This is a genomic window from Marinobacter daepoensis DSM 16072, from assembly GCF_000421165.1.
GTDB classification, from domain to species: Bacteria; Pseudomonadota; Gammaproteobacteria; order Pseudomonadales; family Oleiphilaceae; genus Marinobacter; species Marinobacter daepoensis.
In genome coordinates this window covers 512,257-539,145 of record NZ_ATWI01000009.1, presented here as the reverse complement: position 1 = coordinate 539,145, position 26,889 = coordinate 512,257, and the positions used below count along the sequence as shown (strand labels likewise).

General features: G+C 56.4%; 27 protein-coding genes and 1 tRNA gene. 12 read left to right on the top strand and 16 right to left on the bottom strand.

The genetic code is table 11. The features are described 5' to 3' along the window. Positions 1-18: 18 nt before the first annotated feature. Positions 19-1,308 carry a M18 family aminopeptidase gene (locus K325_RS0107975; RefSeq protein ID WP_029653742.1) on the top strand — a complete coding sequence of 430 codons (1,290 nt, stop codon included), beginning with the start codon at positions 19-21 and terminating at the stop codon, positions 1,306-1,308. Positions 1,309-1,359: 51 nt separating this feature from the next. Here K325_RS0107975 and K325_RS0107970 read toward each other — a convergent pair. Beyond that, a tRNA-Asn gene (locus K325_RS0107970) sits at positions 1,360-1,435 on the bottom strand. Positions 1,436-1,508: 73 nt separating this feature from the next. Here K325_RS0107970 and K325_RS0107965 point away from each other — a divergent pair. Beyond that, positions 1,509-2,474 (top strand): YheT family hydrolase, encoded by a 966-nt coding sequence (locus K325_RS0107965; RefSeq protein ID WP_029653741.1) that lies wholly within the window; start codon positions 1,509-1,511, stop codon positions 2,472-2,474. 6 nt (positions 2,475-2,480) lie between these two features. On the opposite strand, the gene K325_RS0107960 is transcribed toward K325_RS0107965, so the two are convergent. Beyond that, positions 2,481-3,122: an arylesterase gene (locus tag K325_RS0107960; RefSeq protein ID WP_029653740.1), complete on the bottom strand. Its 642-nt coding sequence runs from the start codon at positions 3,120-3,122 to the stop codon at positions 2,481-2,483. Between the two features lie 61 nt (positions 3,123-3,183). Here K325_RS0107960 and K325_RS0107955 point away from each other — a divergent pair, with 61 nt between their 5' ends. Continuing rightward, positions 3,184-3,903 carry an ABC transporter ATP-binding protein gene (locus tag K325_RS0107955; RefSeq protein ID WP_036193296.1) on the top strand — a complete coding sequence of 240 codons (720 nt, stop codon included), beginning with the start codon at positions 3,184-3,186 and terminating at the stop codon, positions 3,901-3,903. Further along, entirely contained in the window at positions 3,903-6,389 is a 2,487-nt protein-coding gene (locus K325_RS0107950; protein ID WP_029653738.1) for an ABC transporter permease, read from the top strand. The genes K325_RS0107955 and K325_RS0107950 overlap by 1 nt, the downstream gene beginning before the upstream one ends. Before the next feature lie 7 nt (positions 6,390-6,396). Here the strand turns inward: K325_RS0107950 and K325_RS0107945 are convergent, their stop codons facing one another. The 4 genes from K325_RS0107945 to K325_RS0107925 form a co-directional block, all read right to left on the bottom strand. Next, positions 6,397-7,185, bottom strand: a complete 789-nt coding sequence (locus K325_RS0107945; protein ID WP_051146595.1) for a substrate-binding periplasmic protein — start codon at positions 7,183-7,185, stop codon at positions 6,397-6,399. 169 nt (positions 7,186-7,354) lie between these two features. After that, positions 7,355-8,542, bottom strand: coding sequence for an iron-containing alcohol dehydrogenase (locus tag K325_RS0107940; protein ID WP_029653736.1), 1,188 nt, complete (start codon positions 8,540-8,542; stop codon positions 7,355-7,357). Then, positions 8,542-9,087, bottom strand: coding sequence for a hypothetical protein (locus K325_RS0107935; RefSeq protein WP_029653735.1), 546 nt, complete (start codon positions 9,085-9,087; stop codon positions 8,542-8,544). Before K325_RS0107935 ends, K325_RS0107940 begins: the two co-directional genes overlap by 1 nt. Before the next feature lie 163 nt (positions 9,088-9,250). Beyond that, positions 9,251-10,525, bottom strand: a complete 1,275-nt coding sequence (locus tag K325_RS0107925; protein WP_029653734.1) for a M48 family metalloprotease — start codon at positions 10,523-10,525, stop codon at positions 9,251-9,253. Between the two features lie 197 nt (positions 10,526-10,722). On the opposite strand from K325_RS0107925, the gene K325_RS0107920 reads away from it, so the two are divergent. The 7 genes from K325_RS0107920 (at position 10,723) to K325_RS0107890 (ending at position 18,273) form a co-directional block, all read left to right on the top strand. Next, positions 10,723-11,463 carry a DUF599 domain-containing protein gene (locus K325_RS0107920; RefSeq protein WP_029653733.1) on the top strand — a complete coding sequence of 247 codons (741 nt, stop codon included), beginning with the start codon at positions 10,723-10,725 and terminating at the stop codon, positions 11,461-11,463. 18 nt (positions 11,464-11,481) lie between these two features. Continuing rightward, entirely contained in the window at positions 11,482-11,952 is a 471-nt protein-coding gene (locus K325_RS0107915) for a PaaI family thioesterase (RefSeq protein ID WP_029653732.1), read from the top strand. After that, positions 11,949-12,383 carry a PaaI family thioesterase gene (locus K325_RS0107910; protein WP_029653731.1) on the top strand — a complete coding sequence of 145 codons (435 nt, stop codon included), beginning with the start codon at positions 11,949-11,951 and terminating at the stop codon, positions 12,381-12,383. Before K325_RS0107915 ends, K325_RS0107910 begins: the two co-directional genes overlap by 4 nt. A 125-nt stretch (positions 12,384-12,508) precedes the next feature. Continuing rightward, positions 12,509-14,401: a molecular chaperone HtpG gene (gene htpG, locus K325_RS0107905; protein ID WP_029653730.1), complete on the top strand. Its 1,893-nt coding sequence runs from the start codon at positions 12,509-12,511 to the stop codon at positions 14,399-14,401. A 10-nt stretch (positions 14,402-14,411) separates the two neighbouring features. Next, on the top strand, positions 14,412-14,630 hold the full coding sequence (locus K325_RS0107900) for a DUF2835 domain-containing protein (RefSeq protein ID WP_029653729.1): 219 nt from the start codon (positions 14,412-14,414) through the stop codon (positions 14,628-14,630). 348 nt (positions 14,631-14,978) lie between these two features. Then, positions 14,979-17,150 carry a catalase/peroxidase HPI gene (gene katG / locus K325_RS0107895; protein WP_029653728.1) on the top strand — a complete coding sequence of 724 codons (2,172 nt, stop codon included), beginning with the start codon at positions 14,979-14,981 and terminating at the stop codon, positions 17,148-17,150. 145 nt (positions 17,151-17,295) lie between these two features. Then, complete coding sequence (locus tag K325_RS0107890) at positions 17,296-18,273, top strand: tRNA dihydrouridine synthase (RefSeq protein WP_029653727.1); 978 nt, start codon at positions 17,296-17,298, stop codon at positions 18,271-18,273. On the opposite strand, the gene K325_RS0107885 is transcribed toward K325_RS0107890, so the two are convergent. After that, entirely contained in the window at positions 18,270-19,289 is a 1,020-nt protein-coding gene (locus K325_RS0107885; protein WP_029653726.1) for a class I fructose-bisphosphate aldolase, read from the bottom strand. The genes K325_RS0107890 and K325_RS0107885 overlap by 4 nt on opposite strands. Before the next feature lie 139 nt (positions 19,290-19,428). Between K325_RS0107885 and K325_RS0107880 the strand changes: the two genes are divergently transcribed. Then, a complete protein-coding gene (locus K325_RS0107880; protein WP_029653725.1) occupies positions 19,429-21,486 on the top strand; it encodes a dehydrogenase in 2,058 nt (685 codons plus the stop codon). 4 nt (positions 21,487-21,490) lie between these two features. Here the strand turns inward: K325_RS0107880 and K325_RS0107875 are convergent, their stop codons facing one another. The 9 genes from K325_RS0107875 to K325_RS0107835 form a co-directional block, all read right to left on the bottom strand. Then, complete coding sequence (locus tag K325_RS0107875) at positions 21,491-21,976, bottom strand: GNAT family N-acetyltransferase (protein ID WP_036193193.1); 486 nt, start codon at positions 21,974-21,976, stop codon at positions 21,491-21,493. A 6-nt stretch (positions 21,977-21,982) separates the two neighbouring features. Further along, positions 21,983-22,315 carry an SMR family transporter gene (locus K325_RS0107870; RefSeq protein ID WP_029653723.1) on the bottom strand — a complete coding sequence of 111 codons (333 nt, stop codon included), beginning with the start codon at positions 22,313-22,315 and terminating at the stop codon, positions 21,983-21,985. 9 nt (positions 22,316-22,324) lie between these two features. Continuing rightward, entirely contained in the window at positions 22,325-22,867 is a 543-nt protein-coding gene (locus K325_RS0107865; RefSeq protein ID WP_228128412.1) for a hypothetical protein, read from the bottom strand. 39 nt (positions 22,868-22,906) lie between these two features. Next, positions 22,907-23,305 (bottom strand): DUF2059 domain-containing protein, encoded by a 399-nt coding sequence (locus K325_RS0107860; protein ID WP_029653721.1) that lies wholly within the window; start codon positions 23,303-23,305, stop codon positions 22,907-22,909. Positions 23,306-23,456: 151 nt separating this feature from the next. After that, the gene (locus K325_RS0107855; RefSeq protein WP_029653720.1) at positions 23,457-24,017 is read right to left on the bottom strand and encodes an LOG family protein; all 561 of its coding nucleotides are present in this window, start codon (positions 24,015-24,017) and stop codon (positions 23,457-23,459) included. A 113-nt stretch (positions 24,018-24,130) separates the two neighbouring features. Continuing rightward, complete coding sequence (locus K325_RS0107850; RefSeq protein WP_029653719.1) at positions 24,131-24,745, bottom strand: lysozyme inhibitor LprI family protein; 615 nt, start codon at positions 24,743-24,745, stop codon at positions 24,131-24,133. Between the two features lie 93 nt (positions 24,746-24,838). Next, positions 24,839-25,492, bottom strand: a complete 654-nt coding sequence (locus tag K325_RS0107845) for a helix-turn-helix domain-containing protein (RefSeq protein ID WP_084694192.1) — start codon at positions 25,490-25,492, stop codon at positions 24,839-24,841. A gap of 106 nt (positions 25,493-25,598) precedes the next feature. Further along, on the bottom strand, positions 25,599-26,063 hold the full coding sequence (locus tag K325_RS0107840; protein WP_029653717.1) for a carboxymuconolactone decarboxylase family protein: 465 nt from the start codon (positions 26,061-26,063) through the stop codon (positions 25,599-25,601). Positions 26,064-26,144: 81 nt separating this feature from the next. After that, positions 26,145-26,447, bottom strand: a complete 303-nt coding sequence (locus K325_RS0107835; RefSeq protein ID WP_029653716.1) for a hypothetical protein — start codon at positions 26,445-26,447, stop codon at positions 26,145-26,147. Positions 26,448-26,889 lie beyond the last annotated feature (442 nt).

Genomic DNA, 26,889 nt, shown 5'->3' with positions numbered 1-26,889 from the left:
CATGCAATCAGGAAGATCATGGAACATACTGAATTCAATAAAGACTTGATTGAGTTTTTGAACGCCTCACCCACACCCTGGCACGCCGTAAATACAATGAGGGCTCGGCTTGAGGCGGCTGGATTTGAACCCCTGGATGAACGCGACGACTGGTCGTTGAAGCCTGGGCAGGGCTACTACGTTATCCGGAATGGCTCATCCATTATTGCGTTTCGAACCGGCACCACAGATGTGGTCAGTTCCGGTATCCGCATGGTGGGCGCCCATACCGACAGCCCATGTCTGAAAGTGAAGCCCAACCCTGAAATTCGCCGGAAAGGTTTTTTCCAGTTGGGGGTGGAAGTCTATGGGGGAGTGCTGCTGAATCCCTGGTTTGACCGTGATTTGTCTCTGGCTGGCCGGGTCACATTTTTGGATGATAGCGGTCATGTGCGTGACACTCTGGTGGACTTCCGGAAGCCGGTCGCGATCATTCCCAGCCTGGCGATACACCTTGATCGGGAGGCCAACAGCAATCGCAGCATCAACGCTCAGACGGATCTGCCGCCGGTGGTTATGCAGGTTCCTGAGGCTGATACCACCACATTTTCTGAATTGCTCAGGCAACAGGTGGCCAGCGAACAAGGCCTTAATGCCAGCAAGATTCTGGGCTATGAGCTGAGTTTCTACGATGCCCAGGGGGCCGCACTGGTAGGTCTGCGCGAGGAATTCCTGGCGTCGGCCAGGCTGGATAACCTGCTCAGCTGTTACATCGGTCTTCAGGCCTTGCTGGCATCGTCGGATGACGAACCGGCTCTGTTGGTATGCAACGACCATGAAGAGGTTGGCAGTATGTCCGCTGAAGGGGCGCAGGGGCCGTTTCTGGGAGCGGTTCTTGATCGCTGGTGCGGGTCAGGAAAAGTCCGGGCGATTGCCCGCTCCATGATGATCTCGGCGGACAACGCGCATGGTGTACATCCTAACTATATGGATCGTCACGATGAAAACCATGGTCCGTTACTCAACCAGGGGCCGGTTATCAAGGTGAATCATAACCAGCGCTACGCCACCAACAGCCGGTCGGCTGCGTTGTACCGTCACATCAGTGATGAGTTAGGGTTGCCGCATCAGACGTTTGTGGTGCGCAGCGACATGGCGTGTGGCAGCACCATTGGGCCGCTGACAGCAGGTAATCTGGGAGTGACCACGCTGGATATCGGGGTTCCGCAGTTTGCGATGCATTCGATCCGGGAAATGATCGGTACCCGGGACGGCTACACGCTGTTCCAGGTACTGCGTGAATTCATGCAGCGGAAAGAGATTTTCTAACGTAGAAAAGAAAAGGCCGCTGATAAAATATCAGCGGCCTTTCGAAATAAGTGGCTCCCCGAGCTGGGCTCGAACCAGCGACAAACGGATTAACAGTCCGTTGCTCTACCAACTGAGCTATCGGGGAACAGCATCAATGTGGCGCGCATATTAAGTACTTTAATCCTGTTCGTCAACCCCCTGAAATAAAAGGTCAAAATTTGCACAAAAGTAAGCTGGAACCCTATCGTCCACCGGTCTGGTTACGCAACGGGCATGTTCAATCGGTATGGCCCACTCTGTTCCGCAAAGTGTCTCTGCCAGAACCGGTTACCGAAGTACTGGCTACGGCCGATGAGGACGAATTGCACCTAGACTGGTATCGGCAGGGAAGCAGTCGGCTTGCTGTGTTGTCCCATGGCCTGGAAGGCCACAGCCGGAGGCCCTATGTTCTGGGTCTGGCGCGTGCCCTGATGGGCGATGGCTGGGACGTGCTGGCGTGGAATTTTCGGTCGTGCGGTGGGCAGATGAACCATCGGCCGCGTTTTTACCACAGTGGTGCGACGGAAGACCTTCATGCGGTGGTCAGTCGCGCCCTGTCAGAGCACTACCGGAATTTATTCCTTTCGGGGTTCAGTATGGGTGGAAACCTGACGCTGCTGTACCTGGCTGAGCAGGGGGCGCAGATTGATTGTCGGGTCAGTGGTGCGGTGACTTATTCCGTGCCACTGGATCTTGCCGGCAGCGCCGATGTACTCGCATTGCCCAGTCGACGCATCTATATGCAGAGGTTCCTGAACGACCTGCACGCGAAAATGCTGGAAAAGTCCCGCGCATTTCCAGAGGTGATTGATGTCAGCGGGTTTGAGCAGATCCGGGATTTTCACGAGTTTGATAACCGTTACACTGCCCCGCTCCACGGTTTCCGGAATGCAGCGGACTACTGGGCCCGGTGCTCTGCGTTGTTTCGGTTGAGTGAGATTCGGGTGCCGGCGCTGGTGGTCAATGCCGCCGACGATCCATTTCTGTCACCTCGGTGTTTTCCCTGCGATCCGCAGATATTAGGGCCGTGTGTGCAGATGGAAGTACCCAGGTGGGGCGGGCACGTCGGTTTTGTTCAACATGCCCGGGATGGTTACTACTGGTCCGAGCGGCGCGCGCTTGGATTTGTGCGTCAGGTACTCTGACAGGCTTCAGCCCCTGACCTGATCGCTCAGCAGCGGCTCGAGGCGCGGCCAGATATTGTCGAGAAGCCTCGGCTGGGCGTCTTCGGTCGGGTGGATGCCATCGTCCTGCATCAGACCGTCCTGATCGTAAATGCCGTCCAGAAAGAAGGGAACCAGAACTGTGTCGTAGCGGTCAGACAGGGTCGGGAAGATACTGGCAAACATCCGGGTATAGCGCTGACCATAATTGGGTGGTATCTGCATACCGACCAGAACAGGGGTTGCCCCGGCCTGTTGCACCGTCGAGATCATGTCTGCGAGGTTGGACTCGATGACGTTGGGCGGGAATCCCCGTAAGCCGTCGTTGCCTCCAAGCTCAATGATGACGATGTCGGGGGCGTTCTTTTTCATCAGGTCGGGCAGGCGGCGCAGGCCCCCGTCGGTGGTTTCGCCGCTAATGCTGGCGTTGACCACGGCCCAGTTCATACCCTGGCGCTTCAGGCGGTTCCGAAGCAACTCGACCCAGGCGGTTTCTGAGGGTATACCGTAAGCGGCACTCAGGCTGTCTCCCAGTACAAGAACCGTGTTCTGACTGGCCAGGGCCGGGAGGGCAAGAAGAAAGAGCGTCGAGAGAGCGATTGATCTGACGTACATCGATATCGTATGCATAGCGAAATCATATACCCTTTACAGGTTCAAAGTGACAGACAATGGAGCAACCGTGAACCAGATGACGGATCTCAGAAAAACTGATAACCGCCCCATGTTGCGGGTGTCTGATCTGACCCATCGGGTCAGCCTGGAAACCGATACTCTGACGATCTTGCAAGGGGTCAGCCTGGAAATCAATCGGGGAGAATCCGTAGCCATTGTCGGGCGCTCCGGTTCCGGTAAAACCACTCTGCTCGGGTTGCTTGCAGGGCTGGACACACCCTCTGAGGGCACGGTCGAGCTGGATGGCTCGGTCATCAGCACACTCAGTGAAGATGAGCGGGCGAAACTGAGAGCGCGTCGCGTCGGGTTTGTGTTTCAGTCTTTCCAGTTGCTGCCAGCCCTGAGCGCCCTTGAAAATGTGATGCTTCCACTGGAGTTGGCCGGTATGGAATCGCCACAGCAACGAGCCCGGGAATTGCTGGAGCGGGTCGGACTGGGAGAACGGCTCAATCATACACCACGACAGTTGTCGGGTGGTGAGCAGCAACGCGTGGCCATTGCCCGGGCGTTTGCTTCCGATCCGGTCGTTATGTTCGCGGACGAACCCACTGGCAATCTGGATAACCGGACGGGCCAGGCCGTGTCGGATCTGTTGATGGAACTCAACCGGGAGCAGGGCACGACACTGGTCATGGTGACTCACGATGAGCACCTCGCCGCCCGTTGCGGCCGGCAGTTGCATATTGAAGCTGGCCTTCTGACTGAGCCTGAAACCGCTGGGGAGCCGGAAATCTGATGGCCGCTTCCGGAAAACTCATGTCGGTGACCCGGGACTGGCGAGAACGTGATGTCCGGGTTGTGTTGGTTGCGTTGGTGATCGCTGTTGCGACCGTCGCTACCATTGCGCTGTTTGCCGGCCAGTTGCAAAGAACTCTGGTTTCATCCGCAAGCTCATTTCTGGCTGCGGATCGGCAGCTCGAAGCTGAGAATGGCTTGCCCATTCCGCCCGAGTGGCTGGATGAGGCTGAGGCCCGTGGGCTGGAGACCGGACAGATGGTGGAGTTCTCCACCATGGTTTTCGGTGAGGGTGGTTTCCAACTGGTTTCGGTCAAGGCAGTCAGTGATGAATACCCTTTACGGGGAGATATCGAGACTCAGTCGGGGAATCAGGCACCCCGGGACACTGTTGACCGGGGCCCGGGGCCGGGCGAGGTGTGGGTGAACCCGCGCCTGCTTCGGCTGTTGGAGCTGAACATTGGCGATACCCTGGAAGTCGGCAACCTCGAGCTGGACATCACTCGCCTGCTTATCCGCGAGCCGGATGGCGGCTTTCGGCTGTCTTCTCTGGCTCCGAGAGTGATGATGCACGTGGATGACGTTGCGGGCACGGGCGTTGTGCAGGAAGGCAGTCGGGTGGAATATGTGTACCTGTTTGCCGGTGCGGAACCCATGCTGGAGGACTACTACCACTGGCTGCAGCCGCAATTGGCACCCAGCCACGAGTGGGAAGGTGTACAAGATGGAGAAACCTTTTCCCGTTCTCTTCAGCGGGCGGAGCGTTTCCTGCTTCTGGGGGGCAGCCTTGCGGTTCTGCTGGCGGCGGTCGCCGTGGCAGTCGCAAGCCGACAGTATGCGCTGTCCCAGCGCGATACCGTCGCTCTTTTGAAGACGCTGGGGCTGTCCAGTCGTGGTATTGGTGGCCTCTACCTGCGTCGTCTGAGCCTGTGGGGCGTGGTGGGCATCCTGGGGGGGCTTGCGGTGGCGCTGCCGTTGTTCTGGCTGCTGGTGAGCCTGCTGAGTGATGTTCTGGAGCGACCGGTGGACCTCTATCTGGACCCGGCGGCGGTGATGCCTGCACTGTTGACAGCGGTGGTTTCCCTGTTTGCGTTTGCCTATCCACCCATCCGGCGCCTTCGGAGTGTGCCCGCGATGCGTGTTCTGCGCGCGCAGCCGGGTGAAAGCGGCCGGGAGGTCATACCGGATATGGTTCTGGCGGTGCTCGCGGTGTTCGGGCTGGTCTGGATGTATGCCGGGGAATTCACATTGGTCGTTGCCCTGCTAGGTGGACTGGCTCTGCTTCTTGTGGTGCTTGCCATGCTTGGGTGGGGCATGGTGGCGGTTTTGCGAAGGGTTCAGGGCGGTGGTAATGCCTGGCGTCTGGCGCTTGTGGGGCTCTACCGGCATCGTCGCTCGAGCATGGCTCAGATGGCCGTCTTTGCGATGACCCTGATGCTGGCAGCCACACTTGTTCTGGTGCGTTCTTCGCTTCTGGATGACTGGCAGGCCCAGCTTCCGGAAAACGCTCCCAATCACTTTCTGATCAATATTGCCCCCGATGCCGTAGATGATGTTGAAGGCTTCTGGCACCGTCAGGGTGCGCCGCTGGAAGCCCTTTACCCTATGGTACGAGGGCGCTTGACGGAGCTGAATGGTGAACCGGTGAAAGAGGTGGTCAGCAAAGACGAGCGTATTGGTGCTCTGAATCGTGAGCTGAACCTGACCTGGATGGGCAGCCTTCCGGAAGACAACCAGATTGTGTCAGGGCAGTGGTTCGGGCAAGGCCAGACTGAAGGGGTGTCGGTGGAAGCGGAGCTGGCGGCCAAGTTGGGGCTGAAGCTCGGAGACCGTCTTACCTTCACGATTGGTGCCAGCCGGGTGACAGAGCCGGTGACCAGCATCCGGACCGTCCAGTGGGACAGCATGAAACCCAACTTCTACATGGCTTTCCCGCCAGGTGGCGGGCTGGCAGACATGCCCGCCACCTGGATCACCAGCTTCTTTCTGGGCCCGGACCAAAAGCTGGCACTGAACGATTTCTCCCGAGCATTCCCCACCGTGTCCGTGCTGGAGATTGACCACATTATTGATCGGATCCAACAGATCGTTCGGCAGGTCACACAGGCCATTGAGGCCATTCTGGCGCTGATACTGGCGGCGGCTCTGGTGGTCATGGCGGCTGTGGTCAGTGCGACCCTGAGGGATAGACAGCGTGAAGGGGCCTTGTTGCGTACGCTGGGCGGCCGGCAGTCACTGCTGGTTCGAAGTACCATGCTAGAATTCGCTTTGCTCGGATTCGTTGCCGGTGCCCTTGGTGTGGTTGCCGCTGAGGGGGCCGTTTACGCGCTTCAGGCGGGAATGTTTGAGGGGGAGTTCCGATGGCATTGGCAGGTAGTTTTGCCTGTACCGGTGATTGCCGGCGTATTACTGGCGATCCTTGGTCGCTGGCAATTGCAGCCTGTGCTCAGTGTCTCGCCCATGCTGTTGCTGAGGCGGTTGGAGTGATCCGTTCTTAACGGTAGTCCGCAAGTATGGCCTCCAGTTCGCCATTCTTGCGGATGGTTTCGAGCTCCTGATTAAAGGCTTTGGCGAAGTCGCTCCAGTCTTTTCTGAGCATAATCCGGAAACCAAACTGACTGATGCCTTCCTCTGATGAACGAAACTCGCCAGACAGCCCCTCGTTTCTCAGAATCCAGCGACCCACCAGTTTGTCGGCCAGCGCGGCGTGAAACTGATCTCCGTGCAAGACAAAGGTGAACATGTCCCGGTCCCTTGACACATCAAAGCGTTTGATCCGCCGGTCACCAAAGTAGGGTTCCAGCGTCGGGTACAGGTAGCCCAGGTGCGTGACGACAGTCTTGCCGTATAGATCGGTGGGATGCTCGTAGTCCAGCTCCGAAGTGTTGGGAAAGAAAAACACTTCCTCAACGTGGACAACTGAATCTGTAAACAGGAAGTTCTCCGGGTTTTCGGTCCATTCGATGGCACGGGGTGTACCGTCGATGTAGCCGTCCGCCAGCATGGGGTCCACCCGCTTTCGGGGAATCATCAGTGGTTTCACTTCGTATCCCAGGCGGGGGACGATCAGGTTCACCACATCCCACATAATACCGGATGGTTGCTGTTCGTTGACGATCAGATACGGGGGGTAGCCATTGGGGGAGATGTTGAATCGGAACGTCTGGTTATCTTGCCCGGGCTGAGCGGATGCGTTCAGAGTTGTAAAGGGAATCGCCAGGCTTGTGAAGGTAACGACCGCCGACAGGATGCGTCTGGCCTTGGGGATAGGGACTCTCTTCATCGCGGAACTCTGGATAGGTCAGGCCCATGCATTAGTGTGATGATTATCCGGCCAACTCCCTGCCAGTATGCACCTAAATATTACCTTTTTACCGTTTTATTTCAATCATTGTGAATCTGACTTTAGACTAACCCCGGGAGAAACGGGGTTAGTCTATGGTTATTCCGAGTCAGGCCCAGGCGCGGCGCAGTACTGCCATGGCGTCGTCGAGGCTCACTTCCCTGGGGTTGAACATGATGGAACCGTCGTCCAGTGCGAGTCTGGCGATGCTTTCCAGCTGGCTCTCCAGTACTTTGCCGGTTTCCTTCAACGTTCTGGGCAGTTCACACCGCTTGTACAGTGCGTCCCGTAGCTTCCGGATGGCGGAAATACTGGCTTCGGCACGTCGGGCTGCGGGGGTGGCTGAGTAGACTTCGGGGCCTTCCAGATACAACAGCAGTTCGCCCAGTGGCTCGCGAATGGTCTCAAGGTTGAATTCCAGAACGTAGGGCAAGTACAGGCTCATGCAGAGCCCGTGAGGCAAGTGACAGATGGCACCAGTGGCGTGGCCCAGAGAGTGCACAAGCCCCACCATGGAATTGGAGAATGCGATGCCTGCCATGGTTGAGGCCTGGGCCAGTTCAAGCCGGCCATCGGTATCTTTGGGATTGTCCATCACCGCTACCAGAGACTGGCTGACTTTCCGTATAGCCGCCGTAGCATAGGCGTCGCTGAGCGGATTCTTCGCCATGCAGGTGAAGGCTTCGGTGGCGTGGGTAAGGGCATCCATTGCCGTTGCGGCCGTGATATGAGGCGGCAGAGTCAGTGTCATCCGGGGGTCGATGATGGCGGCGTTGGGGAGCAGGAATGAGGACGTGAAGGGCAGCTTCACGCCTTTGCTCTCATCGGTAATCACGGCTACAGAGGTGACTTCTGAGCCAGTGCCGGCCGTGGTTGGAATGACGAAAAAAGGTTTCAGGGGGTGCTTGAGAATGCCCGCACCGCTGTATCTGGCAATGTCATCGCCGCCTTCGGACACCAGAATGTTGACCGCTTTTCCGGTATCGATGGCAGAGCCGCCCCCCACCGCGATGATGGAATCGCACTTTTCCTGCCGATACACACCGGCAATATCCCGAACCACCGAGGTGGAGGAATCGGGCGGCACATCGTCGTAAACAGAGACGATTTCGAGCCCGCTTTCTTCACAGGCTGAAATCACCGGGTCCAGCAAGCCTGCGGCGCGAACCCCTTTGTCGGTCACAATCATGGGCCGTTTTGCCGCCAGCCCGGTCAGCTCATAAGGAAGGTGTTCCAGCGCGGATTTTCCGGCAATCACCTTAACCGGGCAGAAGAACTCATAGTAGTTATTGGTCATTATGCTCTCACTGTCTCGACAAAATTAGAGGCGACTTTCAGGTAGATTCGGGCAGCGTTGATCAGCTTCTCCGGCAGTTTGAGATTGGCCGGATACTCCTTGACCGCCCGCTCTGCAACCAGTTTAGGAAGAATGAACGATTCCAGACGATTGAGAACCCGGGTCATCCTGACGGCATAGCTGATATCTCCATCCACCAACATGCGGTCGTTGGCAAAGGCCACGGAGGTTTTCTCCTGGAAGGAAAGCACCAGGAATGCATGGGCAATGTGTTTGAACTGGATGGACAGATCGACCGGTCGGGGTGCCTGGTCGCCATGGAAATGCAATCGGCCATCCCCCGTGTGTTCAACGATCAGTTTTGGCCCATTCGGCATTACCTGCATTTCAAACAGGAACCCCTCTGGCAGTTCCCGGGTTTCGGTGCGGGTGGTTTCATCCACTTCACTGATGGCCTGAAGTGCCCGGCCCATCACCTGGAACATCAACTCTACATAGCTGCGCCTGGCATGAGACGCCATTGGCTGAAGTCGTTTTGCAATCATGGTCGCCATCCGTTTGTTGTTGGATTTTTTGATTTTTAGAGTTATTGCTCTAGAAGTCAATGCAATCATTGACGCGATGGGTGTGTCAGGGCAGCAAATGTGACGGGCACAAAAAAAGCCGGACTTGGGAGTGCCCGGCTTTGGTGAGGGTTCGCCGGAGCGATCAGTTGCTTAGCTCGGCCAGCTTACGTTTGGCTTCCTCGCCGATGTTGCCACCGGCTTCTGCTGCCTTTGAGTAGTTGGCCACGGCATCTTTGCGTTGACCCTGCTGGCGGGCAATGTCGCCCAGCCTCAGGTAGGCTATTGAGGTGGGCACCACCTGATTGGCCTTCTGCAGGTGATCCCGGGCGGCTGTCAGGTTGTTCAGCTCCAGTTCATTCAAGCCGTTGTAAAGCTGGTACTGAAACATCTCCGGGTACAGTGACACCGCTTTGTCAAAGTCGGCTTTGGCGAGGTCAGGGTTATCCATGCTACCGTGGATACGACCACGCAGGGCGAAAAACATGGCTTCCCGGGGCTCCTGCCTGATCGCTTTGTCGATCTGTTCCAGCGCAGCCTTGAATTCAGCTTCCGAAGCCAGCTTCAGGGCCTTGTCGTGGGCATCGTAGGCGGGCTTGAGTTCCTTTATCTTGGCGATACGCCGTTGATAAATCTCTTTGCCCCGGAAACCGCCGGCACCGATTTTAAAAACCAGCTCCTGGTTTTCCTGAACTCGCTTTGCGGAGGGGGGGTGGGTGGCAAACAGTCCGTCCAGCCAGCCACTCTGGCGGCCTTCTGACAGCCGGAGAAACAGTTCCTGAAGTTCTACCGCTGCCTGAGGGTCATAGCCGGCTTCTTTCATGTAGCGGATGCCGTAAGAATCTGATTCCAGCTCGTCTCCCTGGCTGTACTGGGCCAGTGCCAGCTGTGCGCCGACGGCCGCGCCTCCCATAATCAGTCCTGCCCATTCATTGTCCGACAGTGCAAAGCCCAAACCTGCGACCCCCGCACTGATCAGCATGCCCTGTTGCATACGCTGGACACTGTGTCTGGCCGCAGCGTGCACAATTTCATGCCCAAGCACAGAGGCCAGCTGGGCCTCGTCGTCCAGTTCGGCCAGCAGTCCACGGTTGATGGCAATTTTGCCACCGGGCAGGGCCCAGGCGTTGGGAACACTGCTGTTGAGCACCACGAACTCGTAGGGGAGGTCTGGGCGATCGCTCACCCGGGCCAGTTTCTGGCCAACGTCCCGGATGTAGATCGAGAGTTCGGGATCAATATAGAAACGGCCACCCTGAGTTTGTTGGGTCGGTGTGTACTGTTCCGCCCCGAGGGCCAGCTCCTGGCTTTCAGATATCAGTGAGAGCTGCTTTTCGCCCGTTACCGGGTTCACAGTACAGCCTCCCAGGCCGGTCAGCGTCAGCGTAAGGGTGGCAATTGCGAGATATCTGCTCAACATTCCTGGTATCACCTCTGGTTCCTTAGCGTTGAAATTCGTTTATAGCACAGACGCTTTTCCAATACTGCGGCCGGAGTGCGTGTCGGTGTCTCCGAAAGCAGGCCGGGGCGCATGGTGGCCGGCCATGGCCCCATGGCGTATCATAGAGAGAAGATGGTTTTTTTCACCCCCGGTAATGCAGGCCTGTAACCACCTAAATGACCTATTATCTGGATTTTCTGGCGCTCTTCTGGTTCATCGCCTGCTGGGGAGGCTACACATGGTATTCCCGGAACCGGGCCAATTCCCGTTCCTGCCTCTCTAACACGCTTGATCTCTACCGGGAAGACTGGATGCGGGTGATGCTCAAGCGGGAAAACCGTATCTCCGATGCCTCCGTGGTCGGTAATCTGGAGCGCAACGGTGCTTTCTTCGCGTCCAGTTGCCTGCTGATTCTGGCGGGTATTATCACCGCGCTGGGGTACACCAGTGAAGCCATGGAGATCTTTGCCACCATGCCGTTCTCGGTGGTGCCCAGCCGGGAAATCTGGGAGCTGAGGCTGGTGGTTTTGTTGGTGGTGTTTATCTATGCCTTCTTCAAGTTTACCTGGTCTATGCGGATGTACAATTTTGTGGCCGTGATGATTGGCAGCGCGCCCTTGCCAGACGACAGCAAAACCAGCCCGGCAGCCCGTGAAGCGTTTGCCCGCAGCGCCGGTAATATTTGCAACCTGGCGGGGGACGCCTTCAACCTTGGGTTGCGGTCGTATTACTACGCTCTGGCCGTGGTTGCCTGGTTTATCCATCCGGTTGTCTTTATGGCAGCCTCAACTCTGGTGGTATACGTACTGTACCGCCGGGAGTTTCACTCTGACGCTTTGAGTGCGCTGCGTGATGGCAAGGTCTTCGAAGAAGCCATACCTGCACGCACCGAGACCGACGTAAAATCGAAAAGCTGATCTGCAGGACAGTCCTGAATGAATGACGAAACCCGAATCAGCCGGGTCAACCGGTTTATCAGTACGCTCAACCAAGGGCGAGAGCTTGGCCTGAACGCCATTGAGGCGGGGGAAGGCTACCTGGTCGTTGAGCTGCCATACAGCGATAAGATCATTGGCAACCCGGACACTGGCGTGATCCATGGCGGGGCCATTACCACGCTGATGGATACCGCATCGGGTTCCGTGATGATCTGTGCGCTGGAAGACTTTGAGCTGTGTCCGACGCTGGACCTGAGGGTGGACTACATGCGCCCTGCAGAACCGCGAAAGCCAGTGTACGCCAGGGCTGAGACCTACAAAATCACCCGGAACATTATATTTACCCGTTGTGAGGCCTATCAGGAAGGCGGCGAAACCATTGCCAACTGCGTGGGCACGTTCATGCGCATTGGCAAAGACGCCACGCCGAAACCCTATCGAGACCTGATTGCCGGAGGTGAAGAATGACCGACCCGGAAATTCTCCGCTACACCCAGGAAACCGGTGACTTTTCCCGCATGATGGAGAGTATTCCGTACGCCAGCTGGATTGGTCTTCAGTGCGACCGTTTTGGCGACGACCTGATTTTTCGCTTGCCCAAAAAAGAAGAGAATCTGGGTAACCCCATTTTGCCGGCCATCCACGGCGGTGTCATCGGCGGGTTCATGGAGATGTCAGCGGCGATCTACCTGATTATGTCACAGGACACCTTCCGCATGCCGCGCATCGTCGACTTTTCCCTCGATTACCTGCGTGCTGGCCTGAACCGGGAAACCTACGCCGAATGCCGACTTACCCGTCAGGGTAACCGGGTGGCCAACGTAATGATCTCTGCCTGGCAGAAGTCCCGTTCCCAACCCATTGCCACTGCTCGGGCGCACTTTCTGCTCGAAGACTGATATTGCCTTCCGGCCGGGGTTGAAATGCCCCGGCCCACCCCCATTTTCAATGTCATTGACAGGGCTCACAGCACGGTGTTGCTGTGTGATCAGCCAAACCAAAACAGCAGGAGACCAACACAGCCATGACGGTAGAAACCAACAAAGAGACCCTTGGGTTCCAGACCGAAGTGAAGCAACTGCTTCACCTGATGATCCACTCTCTGTACTCAAACAAAGAAATCTTCCTTCGTGAGCTTATCTCTAACGCTTCAGACGCGGAAGACAAACTCCGCTTCGCCGCCCTGAAAGACGACACACTTTACGAAGGTGATTCCGAACTGAGAATCCGGCTGGATTACGACAAAGACGCGGGCACCATCACCATTGCCGATAACGGCATCGGTATGTCCCGTGACGACGTTATTGCCAACCTCGGCACCATTGCCAAGTCTGGCACAGCCGATTTTCTCAAGCAGTTGTCCGGCGACGAAAAGAAAGACAGCAAACTGATTGGTCAGTTTGGTGTGGGCTTTTACTCCGCCTTTATTGTTGCCGACAAGGTGGAAGTGTTTACCCGAAAAGCCGGCGAGCCGGCAGATAAAGGCGTGCGCTGGGAATCCAAAGGAGACGGTGAGTTCACTATTGAGCCGGTTAACCGGGAGCAGCGTGGTACTGAAATCGTTCTGCACCTGAAAGCCGAAGATAAAGAATTCGCGGATGGCTGGAAGCTGCGCAGTCTGGTCAAGAAATATTCCGACCACATCTCTTTCCCGGTGGTGATGCCGTCTGAATCTGAGGAAGAGGACAAAAAGGGCGAGGATGAGACGGTTAACGATGCGACCGCCCTCTGGACCCTGCCGCGCACCGAAGTGAAGGATGAAGAATACAAGGAATTCTACAAACACATCGCCCATGACTTTGAAGACCCGCTTGCCTGGTCTCACAACAAGGTCGAGGGCAAGCTGGATTACACCAGCCTGCTGTATATTCCCAAGCGTGCTCCGTTTGACCTGTACAACCGGGAAGCGCCCCGCGGCCTGAAACTGTACGTCCAGCGTGTGTTCATCATGGATGACGCCGAGCAGTTCCTGCCGCTGTATCTGCGCTTTACCAAAGGCGTGATTGACTCGAATGACCTGTCCCTGAACGTCTCGCGGGAAATCCTGCAGAACGACAGCACGGTAGACAGCATCCGCACCGCGATGACCAAGCGCGTGCTGGATATGCTGGGCAAGCTGGCAAAGAAAGACAGCGATGAATACCAGGGCTTCTGGGATGAATTCGGCGCGGTCCTGAAAGAAGGCCCGGCGGAAGACTTCAGTAACCGCGAGAAAATTGCTGGTTTGTTGCGGTTTGCGTCTACCCAGACCGGTGAAGCAGCGCAGAACGTTTCTCTGGACGACTACATCAGCCGGATGAAAGATGGCCAGAACAAGATCTACTACCTTACCGGTGACAACTTTGCAGCGGCCAAGAGCAGCCCGCATCTGGAAGTTTTCCGTAAGAAGGGGATTGAGGTCCTGATCCTGTCTGATCGCATTGACGAATGGATGATGGGCTACCTGAATGAGTACGATGGTAAGTCCTTCCAGGACGTTGCCCGTGGTGATCTCGACCTGGGTGAAGTTGAAACCGAGGAAGACAAGAAGCATCAGGAAGAGGCGGCCAAAGAGCACAAAGATCTGTTGGAGCGCATCAAGGGGGCCTTGGAAGACCAGGTTCAGGAAGTGCGTGTGACCAATCGTCTGACCGATTCTCCGGCCTGCCTGGTTGTGGGTCAGTTCGACATGGGCGCCCAAATGAAGAAAATCATGGAAGCGGCGGGGCAGAAAGTGCCTGAAAGCAAGCCGATCTTCGAGATTAACGTAGAGCATCCGTTGGTTCAGCGCCTGGAAACCGAGCAGGGTGAGGAGCGTTTCAGGGAGCTCTCTGCCGTGCTGTTTGATCAGGCAACCCTGGCGAGCGGCGAGCAGTTGAAAGACCCTGGCGCCTACGTTAGTCGCCTTAATCGTCTGTTGCTGGAACTGGCGAACTGAGCCGGGATTGATGCAGCAGATCATTGTGGACATCGACATTAGTCCTGAGGAGTGGATCAAGCTCTATCAGGGCGTGGCGACCGATGTCCACACACGGGCCCGGGATGGACGCTCTGTTCGTTTCCCGGCCCGTATCCTTTCCCGTTTTTTCCTCCAGGATGGCGTGCGTGGCAGCTTCCGGATTCTGTTTGATGACACCGGAAAGTTCACGTCTATTGAGCGCCTCTAGTCGATTAATAAAAGCTTTCAAAATCTTATCTTTAATTAATTGTCTCTCTTGATAGCCCTGGCGTTAAGGTAGTTCTGTCTCGTAAGCACAGGAGCGTCCCTATGTCAGCGTTGGTTCATTTCACCTCGGTAGCATGGTGTGATTCTCTTTGCATCCTCGCGGATTACTGTGGGAATTATGCAATTTCTCAATGAGTTGTAGTCATCCGAGAAGGGCGGGATATCGATAGTTCTTCACTATTTTGGCGGTAGGAAACATTCAAGCAGTGAACTATGGATGATCTATAGTGATAGTGGCTCTTGAATCAGAAACGCCTTTTTGCCAATGACGCAGAAGCAGGAGAGTATGATGAGTGAGACTAATTCTGGTGGTAAATGCCCCGTCATGCACGGCGCCAATTCGACGGAAAACCGAGATGTCATGGACTGGTGGCCAGAAGCCCTGAATCTGGACATTCTTCACCAGCATGACCGTAAAACCAACCCGCTGGGTGAAGACTTCGATTACCGCAAAGAAGTCAAAAAACTCGACTACGAAGCCGTCAAGAAAGACCTGCACACACTGATGACCGATAGCCAGGACTGGTGGCCCGCAGACTGGGGGCACTACGGAGGCCTCATGATCCGTATGGCCTGGCACTCTGCAGGCACATACCGGATTGCGGATGGACGTGGTGGCGGTGGTACCGGAAACCAGCGCTTTGCCCCCATCAACTCCTGGCCCGATAACGTCAGTCTGGATAAGGCGCGACGGTTGCTGTGGCCGGTTAAGAAAAAGTATGGCAACAAACTGAGCTGGGCAGACCTGATCATCCTGGCCGGTACCGTTGCGTATGAATCCATGGGGCTGCCTTCATACGGCTTTTCGTTCGGCCGTGAGGATATCTGGCATCCTGAAAAGGACATTTACTGGGGCGCAGAGAAAGAGTGGCTGGCGCCGTCAGACGAGCGATACGAAGACGTAGACAAACCCGAAACCATGGAAAATCCGTTGGCTGCGGTTCAGATGGGGCTGATCTACGTGAACCCGGAAGGGGTGAACGGTAAGCCAGATCCCCTCAAGACCGGCGAGCAGGTACGTGTGACCTTTGCGCGGATGGCCATGAATGATGAGGAAACCGCCGCACTGACGGCAGGAGGGCATACTGTCGGAAAATGCCATGGTAACGGTGATGCTGGTGCCCTTGGGGCCGAGCCGGAAGCAGCGGGCGTTGAGCAGCAGGGCCTGGGCTGGAGCAACCCGAACATGAACGGCAAGGCTGCCAATGCGGTAACCTCGGGTATTGAAGGGGCCTGGACAACACACCCGACCCAGTTCGACATGGGCTACTTCGACCTGTTGTTCGGTTACGAATGGGAACTCAGGAAAAGCCCGGCCGGCGCCTGGCAGTGGGAACCCATCAACATGAAAGAAGAGGATAAGCCGCAGGACGCCAGTGATCCGTCCAAGCGCCACAATCCGATCATGACCGATGCCGACATGGCCATGAAGATGGACCCTAAATACCGTGCCATCTGCGAAAAGTTCATGGCCGACCCTGAGTACTTCCGGGATTGTTTTGCGCGGGCCTGGTTCAAGCTGACGCACCGGGATCTCGGGCCTAAGAGCCGCTACATAGGTCCGGAAGCGCCGGCAGAAGACCTGATCTGGCAAGACCCGGTGCCGGCTGGCAATACTGACTACTGCGAAGAAGTGGTGAAAGCAAAGATCGCAGCCAGTGGACTGAGCATCAGCGACATGGTGAGTACAGCGTGGGACAGCGCCCGCACCTATCGGGGATCGGACATGCGGGGTGGGGCGAACGGAGCCCGTATCCGTCTGGCACCCCAGAAAGACTGGGAAGGCAACGAACCGGCTCGTCTGAGCAAAACTCTGAAGGTGTATGAGCAGATTTCGGCAGACACCGGGGCCAGTGTGGCCGATGTCATTGTATTGGCGGGCAGCGTAGGTATTGAGCAGGCCGCCAAAGCCGCCGGTTATGAGGTCCGGGTGCCGTTCCTCAAAGGTCGCGGAGACGCGACGGATGACATGACCGATGCTGAATCTTTTGAGCCGTTGGAACCGGTGGCTGATGGTTTCCGTAACTGGCTCAAGAAGGACTACATCGTCAAACCGGAAGAGCTTCTGCTGGATCGTGCCCAACTGATGGGCCTGACCGCACCGGAAATGACCGTACTGATTGGTGGCATGCGCGTGCTTGGCACCAACCACGGCGACACTAAGTTCGGGGTGTTCACCGATAGAGAAGGACAGCTTACCAACGATTTCTTCGTGAACCTGACCGATATGGCATACAGCTGGAAGCCGGCCGGGAATGGCACCTACGAAATTCGCGACCGCAAGACCGACCAGGTTAAGTGGACCGCGAGCCGCGTAGACCTGGTGTTTGGCTCCAACTCCATCCTGCGCTCATACGCCGAGGTGTATGCTCAGGACGACAACGGTGAGAGATTTGTTCGGGATTTCGTCGCAGCCTGGGCCAAGGTCATGAACAGCGACCGTTTCGACGTGCAGGCGTAAGCCACCCATAACGTTGTTAGACTCGCCGGACATCCTGTTTCGGGATGTCCGGCTACCAACTTCTCCCTGAATTCCTTACAATCCGCCCCGCCTGAAAATTGATCAGCAACACCCTTACTGCATTTCTCTCGACACTGGAGCCCCCATGCGAATCATCCTTGCCCCGATGGAAGGGCTGGTCGACGCACCTATTCGTGAAACCCTGACCAAAGTGGGTGGTATCGACCGTTGCGTGACGGAGTTCATTCGCGTGACTCAGGGCATGTTGCCCCCCCGGATTTTCTACAAGTTTGCGCCAGAGCTGCACAATCGGGCCCTGACGGAAGTGGGTACCCCGGTGGCGGTTCAGCTTCTGGGCTCTGACCCGGAGATGATGGGGCGTCACGGGGCCAAGGCCGCCGAGCTGGGGGCCGGGCAGGTAGACATAAACTTTGGGTGTCCCGCCAAGACCGTCAACAAACACAAAGGTGGTTGTGTGCTGATGCGCGAGCCGGAGCTGATGCACGAGATTACCGCTGCCGTGCGGGCCGCCTTGCCGGTGGATATTCCGGTAACCGCGAAGATGCGCCTGGGGTACGAGGACCGCTCTATGGGAGTGGCTTGTGGCCAGGCATTAGAGGCAGCGGGTGCTGCGGAGATCGTGATTCATGCACGCAGTAAGGTGGACGGCTACAAGCCGCCAGCATACTGGGAAGAAATTGCCCGCGTGCGTGAAGCGGTCAGCAACCGGGTGATTGCAAATGGCGAAATCTGGACCGTTGCAGATTACTGGCGTTGCCGGGAAGTCTCGGGTTGCGACGACGTCATGATCGGCCGGGGTCTGATTGCCAGGCCGGATCTGGCGGCTCAGATTAAGGCCTCCCAGAACGGCGATACTCTGGAGCCTATGGCCTGGCAAGAGGCTGTGGCGCTGGTCCGGGAATACTCTGCTGCCTTACAGGCCCGGCTCGAAGACAAATACGTGACAGGGCGTATCAAGCAATGGCTGAATTATCTGCGCCAGGGGTTTGCTGAGGCCGAGGCTCTGTGGCCCCAGGCTCGGAAAATCCGGGAAGTGGCGCCTATGCTGGCCTGCCTGGACCAGCCGGCACATCAGCTTAAACGCTGCACCAACGCGGCCTAGTCGTCAGCCTCCATTAGCGGTGCGTAGGCGCCGGAACGGGCCAGGCCATTGAGTCTGGCACGTTTTATCAGCGCCGCCTGAGTGGCTCCTGCGTTACTCCGTTGCCCGGCCCAGGCTTTTTGCGCGGGCTCCTGGAGTGCCCGCCCATAGGAAAAGCTCAGTGCCCAGGGGGCCTCTTCCAGGCGGTTCAGGGCGTTCAGATTGTCGGTGGCTTCCTCCGGAGTCTGGCCACCCGACAGAAAGAAAATACCCGGCACCGCTGCAGGCACCGCACGCCGGAAGACTGCCAGAGTGGCGTGTGCAACCTCCTCTGGGCTGGCTCTCCTGCTGGCCTTTCCGGGCGTTACCATACTTGGTTTGAGTACCATTTGTTCCAGACTCACCTGGTGCCGGTGCAGGGCCTTGAATACCTCAAGCAATACCTCTTCGCTAACGTCGGCTGCCCGACTGATACTGTGGGGGCCATCCATCAGCACTTCCGGTTCCACGATTGGCACGATGCCCATGGCCTGACACACGGCTGCATAGCGAGCCAGGACCTCTGCGTTGGAACGTATGGCCTGAGAGGACGGCAAGACATCGGAAATGTGGAACACATCCCGCCATTTGGCGAATCTCGCCCCCAAGGATTTGTAGCGTTCCAGCCGGGACGAGAGTCCGTCCAGGCCGTAGGTAATCTCGTCACCGGGGGCATTTACCAAGGGTCCTTTGCCCATGTCGACCTTGATTCCGGGCACGATGCCCTGGTTGCACAGCAGCCGGGGAATGGCGACATCCTCCAGGCTCAGTTGTTGCAGCGTTTCCTCATACAGAATCACTCCGCTGATGTGTTCGCCAAGGCCTGGCGTGGAGAATATGAGGCTTCGGTATTCGCGGCGGGAAGCTTCGGTGGATTCGACACCCACGGCGCTGAAACGTTTGGCGATGGTGGGTGTGCTTTCATCGGCTGCCAGAATTCCCCTTCCTGGCCGCACGAGGTCGGCAATGGTGGTGTTGAGTTCTTCCTGAATGGACATGGTGCCTCCCTGTGACTGACGTTGGTGTTCAGGATGAGTTTAGACCTAAATTTCGTGGTGGGTATTTGATCTGGGCTAAAGCAGGTGGACGCTCCATCTTCTAGACTGAAGCCATAATAAATCCAAAAGGAAACCCACCATGAAAACGGTTGTCAGCGTTAGCCTGGGATCGTCAGAGTTCGATTACGAACTGGCCACCACGTTTATGGACCAGCCGTTCCGTCTTCTTCGGCTGGGGGCCGATGGCAATCTGGAGCGCGCTGTAGCCCTTCTGGATTCGGTTCGGGGTGAGGCCGATGCCATAGGGCTGAGTATGATTCATGATCACTATCAGGTGGGGGAGGAGCAGTTGGAGCACCCGGATACCGCCCGGCTGGAGGCCTGTGTACCTGACAAACCAGTCACCACCGGGGCAGGGCTGCGGGGTATCCTTCAGGAATGGGCGGTCAGGCATACTCAGGCTGAACTGGGCCACTTCTTTGATAATGCCCGCGTCCTGTTTCTCAACGGTCAGGCCGGGTACCGAATCGCCCGTGCGCTCTCGGAACACACCGACAACCTGTTTTTTGCCGACCCTTATCTGGATTTTGGTGTACCCAGGCTGCTGACGTCGCTACGGCAACTGGAAGCCTACACTTCAATGACAGCTGGCGTTATTTTCCGCCCGGTAGCGGTGAAGCTGATTGAAGCGGTTCACAAAACGCCTTTGTACCGCATGGGTGAGAAGCTGATTCAAGGGTCGTTGCATGAATCGGTCAGGGACTGCCATGTCATCGTGGGCGCCATTGGGGACCTTGAGGCATTCTCAGAGAAAGAACTGGATGGCAAAACCCTGATTACCTCCCGGGTAACCGACTCCGCACTGGATTGGCTAAGGTCCCGTAAAGTAGCCATGGTGGTGGATTACAGCCCGTGGCTGGAAGGCCGACCGGTCGGCGTTAATGTGATGGAAGCGATGATCAGCGCAGCCCTGTCCCGGACCCCGGAGCAACTGGGCACTGACGACTTTCTGGAGGTTATCCAGACGCTGGGTATTGAGCCCAGAATCCTGTATCCCAACGGTTATCGACGGGTAAACCGCTTTGCTTTTGTGATCCATCCGCTTTCGCAGCAGTACTTGACCAAGACACCCCCTTTGGACTGGATTGCCAATGTGTCTCCACCCACGGTGATGAATCTGGTGGAAAAAGCCGTGGCCTACGCACCTCCGTTCATTTATTCGAAGGTGAGTGGTATCCGCTCGCCTACGGGAGACGAAGTGGAAGGCTGGCTGATCACCGTGGGCGGCACGCCAAAAGAAATCATGGCCCATGGCCCTGAATTTACCTATAGCCGGTTACTGGCAGCAGCCCGGCTCGCCAAAAAACTGGGCGCCCAGATTATGGGGCTGGGGGCCTTCACCAAGGTGGTGGGTGATGCCGGCATTACTGTGGCCAAACGTGCGCCATTGCCTATTACCACCGGCAACAGCTACAGCGCCTCAGGTGCGTTGTGGGCTGCCCACGAGGCTGCCCGCAAGATTGGCCGGGTCCGCATTGGCAAGAGTGGCAAAATGGCTGGTAAAGCCATGGTGGTGGGAGCCACTGGTGCAATTGGCTCGGTGTGCGCGCGACTGTTGGCTAAAGCAGTGGACGAAATTTATCTGGTGGCCCCTGAGGCGGCAAAACTGCTGGCCCTGAAAGAAAGCATTGAGCTGGAAACGCCGGGTGCCAGTGTACAGGTGGCAGCCACTACGGACCGGGACCTGCCAGACATGGATATGATAGTGACCGCCACCTCGGGCGCTGGCAAACGCATTCTGGACATCATGAACGTGAAGCCCGGTTGTGTGATTACCGACGTGGCCCGGCCACTGGATATTCCCGCCGAAGACGTGGCTAAGCGGCCGGACGTACTGGTCATCGAGTCCGGTGAAATCCGGTTGCCGGGGGAAGTCCGAATGAAGGACATTGGCCTTCCCAATGGCATCGCCTATGCCTGTCTGGCGGAGACCATTGTGCTGGCTCTGGACGCCCGGTTTGAAAATTTCACCCTGGGCCGGAACATTGAGTGGGAGAAAGTGCGGGAGATCTACAAACTTGGCCTCAAACACGGCATGGCGCTGGCTGCGGTTTCCGGTGTGAACGGCGTGTTTACCGAGGACGATTTCGAGCGGGTCCGGGCCCTTGCCGCCGGAGCGGAAGAGCCCGTGGGATAACGGGTTAGTCTGCCAGGGTTTTACGCATCAGATAGCGAAGGAACTGAGCGCCACGGACGGTCACCCGCTGCTCATCAACCACCTCAAAACCATGACGTTCAAAGAACGGCCGGGCGACCACACTGGCTTCGGTTTTCAGTTCGTTGACGTTCAGAGCTTTGAGCTGTACTTCGGCTTCATGGTAAAGCGCAGAGGCTATGCCCCGGCGAGCATAATTGGGGGCGGTAAATACCAGATCGATGTGGCCGTCTTTTTCATAGGAAATGAATCCGGCCAGATCGTTCCCTTCCTCCGCGACCAGCGTTTCGAGGGATTCCAGGCGTTCGCGCCAGGTATCTAAATGAGGCGTGCGGGAAGCCCAGGCGTAGCGCTGGGTTTCGTCGTAGGCGCCTGCTGTGAGTTCATGCACCGAGTCGGTAAACAGGCGAACCACCGGGCTCAGATCCTGAATCCGGTATTTACGAATAGCGATCGAAGTTACGGTAGTCATGTCGGTTCAGTGTGCACCTGTGTTGGAAAGCAGGTTGATAACCAGTACGCCGGCTACAATCAGCAGCATACCGACAACCGCAGGAAAATCCAGCTTTTGGCCGAGCAGCGCCCAACCGATGAGCGAAATTAATACAATGCCCAGCCCGGCCCAGACGGCATAGGCAATGCCGACTGGAATGACCTTGATGGCCAGGGACAGAAAATAGAAAGCCACGCTGTACCCGATGATGACGACCACAGAGGGCACCAGACGCGTAAAGCCTTCACTGGATTTCAGCGCCGACGTTGCAATCACTTCGGCCACAATGGCCACACCGAGAAGTAACCAGCTTTTCATAACCGCTCTTCAGTTCCTGTCTTTCAATACGGTGTATATCTGATAGGCCGTCGCATGGGCCGCACCCTGAGCTGGCAGCCCGCTTTCAATGGCGGCCGTTAATTCGCCCGGGGCAGGAGCGTCTTGAGTCTTCGCCCAGGCACCCAGCAACCGTAGCACGCGCTTCTCATCGTTGCTGCGGTATCCGGGCCAGTACACGTAGGGCACGAGATCCGGGCGGCTGATAAAAAACAGAGCCGCTTCTTCGGGCTTTTCCGTCATGTCCCCCCGCAGGCCGACCGTAAAGCGCCGTCCATCGCGGCCGATAAGCGACACCATCAACGAATTGTCATCGTCCACCAGCCGGGCATCACGAACCACAATCGGCGGCTCCAGGCCTGGTACCGAAGTGATCATATACTGAAAAACAAGCAACACCAGCAGCAGAACCAGTAGCCCTGCCAACGCTATTGATTTACCCATGATGGTGGTCGCCTTTTGGGAGTTCCAGGACTGGGGAGAGGTCAGATTGCAGCGGCAAAACGTGGGAACACCAGCCCAGCCGGGAGACATGACGTCTCCGGGCCTGGGTTAAAAAGAGCCGGTCTGAACTCACTGCATTTCCGAAACGGCTCTCATGATTTCGCGCTGGATCGCTGGCATGACCATTGCCATGTAGGTGCCGAACTTGCCCATGGCGGATTTGCCAACGTCTGAGCCGTAAAAGTCTGCCAAGGCGTTCAGCTCTTCAAGTGTGAATGTTTTTACCATGGCGTCCAGGGCGGCAGATTCCAGCTTGCTGACGTCGACTTCCGTGGTCATCAGGCGAATGAAGTCGTCTCGTTCTGCTTCCGGGATCTGCATGGCCATATTGCCCGCCATGTCCGACAGCATGTCTGACATGGGGGTCGCCGCCAGATACCGCTCGGCGGCGGCCTTCTTCTCGCTTTCTTCATTTGCAAATGAGGTGGATGCGCAAAGGATAAAGGCCAAGAAAACAACAATTCTCATGTTACTGCTCCGTTTGTAAAGATTGCCCGGCGGAGGTATCGCCAGGCTCCGTTGTCGGCCAATGCATCCTTGAACGCATCAGCGGGCAGGGCATTTTTGATCAAACCGCTTGTGAGCGCAAAACTTTGTGGTTTTTGCTGAAACCTTCGTCTCAGGTCCATTTCTGCCTGGGGGCCTGGTAAGAGCGGATCGACGACAGCAATGTTTCGGCATTATCTGTATGGATCAGCATCTCTGCATGATGGGGCTTCAGAAAGCCGGAATGGACCATGTTTAAGACCATTTCCATCAACAGATTGTAGAAACCGTTGATGTTATAGAACGCACAGGGCTTGGCATGGTGGCCCAGCTGGCCCCAGGTCCAGGCCTCGAAGATTTCCTCCAGAGTGCCAGCACCGCCAGGCAGCGCAACAAATGCATCGGCCATGTTGGCCATGCTCGCCTTTCTCTCGTGCATGTCGGCCACAATACTCAGTTCGGTGAGGCCCTGATGGGCGAGTTCCCGTTCTTTCAGGTATTCTGGAATTACCCCGTAGACCTTCGCGCCTTTTTCAAGAAAAGAATCGGCAATCACGCCCATCAGCCCCACGTTTCCGCCGCCATACACCAAATCCACGCCCTGGCCTGCGAGGTAGTGCCCTAAGGCCCGGGTGGCCTCGACAAAGGCTGGATTCTCACCGCTGCTTGAACCACAAAATACGGCAATTTTCATATCTTTGATGTGACTCCATCGTTTGGTTTGAGGGCAGGACTGCCTGCTTGTAAGCAGAAGGCCTGATAGAAAGATAAGAGAGACCGGGCTGGTGCTGATCCGCCCCGTGGAACTCAGAACCCGGAAAAGCTGTTTAAGCGCTGTGCCTGTTCCTTGGTCACCTTCATCGCCTGCTGGGCCTGTACGACGCGCCAGATTGTACCATCCCGGTCATAAATGGCATGAATGGATACCAGCTGAGCGTCTTTGAAGGCGATCCAGGCTTTCTGGCTTTGTCTCAGAAGGGCCTGCTGCCCTGGGGACAATGTATTCATCAGCCTTTTACAGTGCGCATTCAGCTCTGCATCCCAACGGGCATGGGTCGCGCCGTAGCATTCAATCATTCCAAGGGTTGTCCAGTTTTCCTCAAGGCACTGATCGAGAATTCGGTCCAGCGGGTGCTGAGCCAGCCCGGATAACACGGGAATTTCTTTGCCGGTCTTGGGGTCGTGCAGCAGGGTACCAACGCCGGTCCGGTAGCCCAGAATGAGCGGTTTCCCCTCAGCCCAGCTGTCGACTTCCTCCCACGGGATGGGCTCGTAGATCACTTCTACCTTACGTCCGTCGGCCAGCCAGATCCTGCTGGGATCGCCATTCGCCAGGTATTCCACATTTTCCTGATAGTCCCATGTGGGTTGAGCCAGGGTGGTTCCTGATACCAAGATCAGGAAAAACAGAAGCTTATGCATAGGGTTTCCAGGTATGCTCAGGTAAGTGCTTGGTGGCGCCTTTAAAGGTCAGGGATCAGGCCAGTCAGGAGCGAGGAGCGCGATTAAGTTGGCTCAGACCTTTCCGGGGGTCACTCCTGCAATCGCACGAAACTCTCGTGTCATGTGGGCCTGATCGCTGAATCCAAACTGATCGGCAACCTCCGCCAGATTAGCCTCATTGTGGGTACGGAGGTGGTCGATCGCTCGCTTTACCCGCAAAATACGCTGATACTGCTTCGGTGTCATTTCAATCCAATGTCGGAAAAGACGCTCCAGGTGCCGTTGGCTGACGTTCATCCGATCGATCAACGCACCGGGTGGCACGGTGTGATTAAGGTGATTCAGTGCCTGCTTGAGCGGGCCGGGGATGACGTTTTCGAAACGGAAATTTTGCTGTACCCAGTGATGCAGGGTTGTCACCCGGTGCTCATTGTTTGGAATGGCCTGCAGGTCTGTGAAGAGCTGTTGAAGACCTGGCATGAGGGCGTGTTCCGTGCTCAGGGTGGTAGGGCGGTCAACGTGTTGTCCTATGACACCGTAGCCAATGGCGGGCTGGAAGCGTATCCCTGCAAGCTGTGACTCGGGATACAGGGAAACGGTTTGGGAAGCTTTCTCGACTGGCAGTGCGATGACGCCTTCGGGAATCGAGGTGTCGCCGATCTTTACCTCGCCAGCCAGATGAAACCAGAGACTGCTGCACGCCTCTGAGTGCAGCAGTTTCACCACTGGCCCGGAATCCCCCCTGTCTACCGACGCTGACCAGATACCCTGAACAAAGGCTGATGCTGGTCCCGATGGACAGGACAACTGAAAGTCCAGAACTGGTCTGAGGCTATCTGGGTTTATAGCTTCCTACCTCCGGTTTGAAGGTCTTTACGATCCTGTTCCATCCATTGATTGCATTCACGGCCAGGGTTATATCTAACAGCGCCCGCTCACCCAGGGTATTGACCATGTTCAGGTACATTTGGTCGTCTACCGTTCTGCCATCGGTAAGGTGCTCTGCCCAGGCCAAAGCAGCTTCTTCTACTGCAGAATATAGAGGCATATCGCGCCAGGCGCTCAAGCCAATAATACGCTCCGCAGTTTCGCCCTGCGCCAGTGCCTCTTTGCTGTGCAAATCAATGCAAAAGGCGCATTGGTTTATCTGGGATACTCTGAGTTTGATCAATTCCCAAATGGCAGCCCCAAGGGGCTCCGACGCGTGAAAACGGTCTCTCAGATAGCGTTCCTGATCCATCAGAATCTGCATGGCTTCCGGAGCCAGTGCAACGTAGTTTGCGCGTGCGGTTATCATCAATGTCCTCCCGTTGGTTTGGAGTGACACGATAGGGAATGGTGAGAAACCGGTATTGAAGATTTCCGACACCAGTGCGTATCAACTTCGATGAATGAACAGTTTGATATACAGGCAATAGGCCGAGAACAACACTATTGGTGCTGTATACCAGAGGTAGGCTGATTCACTGGCTCCTGTGCGGTAGAGCCAGATCACTATAACGGCGCTGATCAGGCTGCTTGCCGGCACGGAATAGATGGCAGAGTTCAGCACGGAATTGTCGAACTGCGTTGGGGCCCGGTTGGAGCCTACCGCGCTGAAGCCAAATACCACCAACATAAACAGCATGTAGGCCAGAAGAAACTGCCCGATTGTACCGGCAACTACCCATCCCAGTGTCATCAACATTCCTTTTCAATCAATCAGCGAATGGACCAGATACGGTGACTTCCTTTAGAGCGTCTGTGGTGCAGTTTACTCATTTCATTGGGTCGGCAACATACCTGGAGCTTTGCAGATACTATTGTTCGCTGCGCCTTCGCTCTGGCGGAGTGGGAAAGTAAGGGGCGCAGGCCGCTGACAGTTTAGCCTGTTGCTGGTGGAACCACTCTGCAATCGCGCCATATCCAGGCACGCAATTACCCAGCCTGATGTTCATTTCAGCAGTTCACGTAGATCTATCTGCACAAGTGTTGATGGTGGCTTTTAGGTAGCTTCCCGGACGACTGGTCGTGGTGGTTTACGCTTACCCCTTATAACCATGTTTTTCTCTCGACTTTGCGGATAAACAGGGGGGAGGGTAGATGCTACATCAGTAAACCCTTCCAACTTATTGCATTTATTT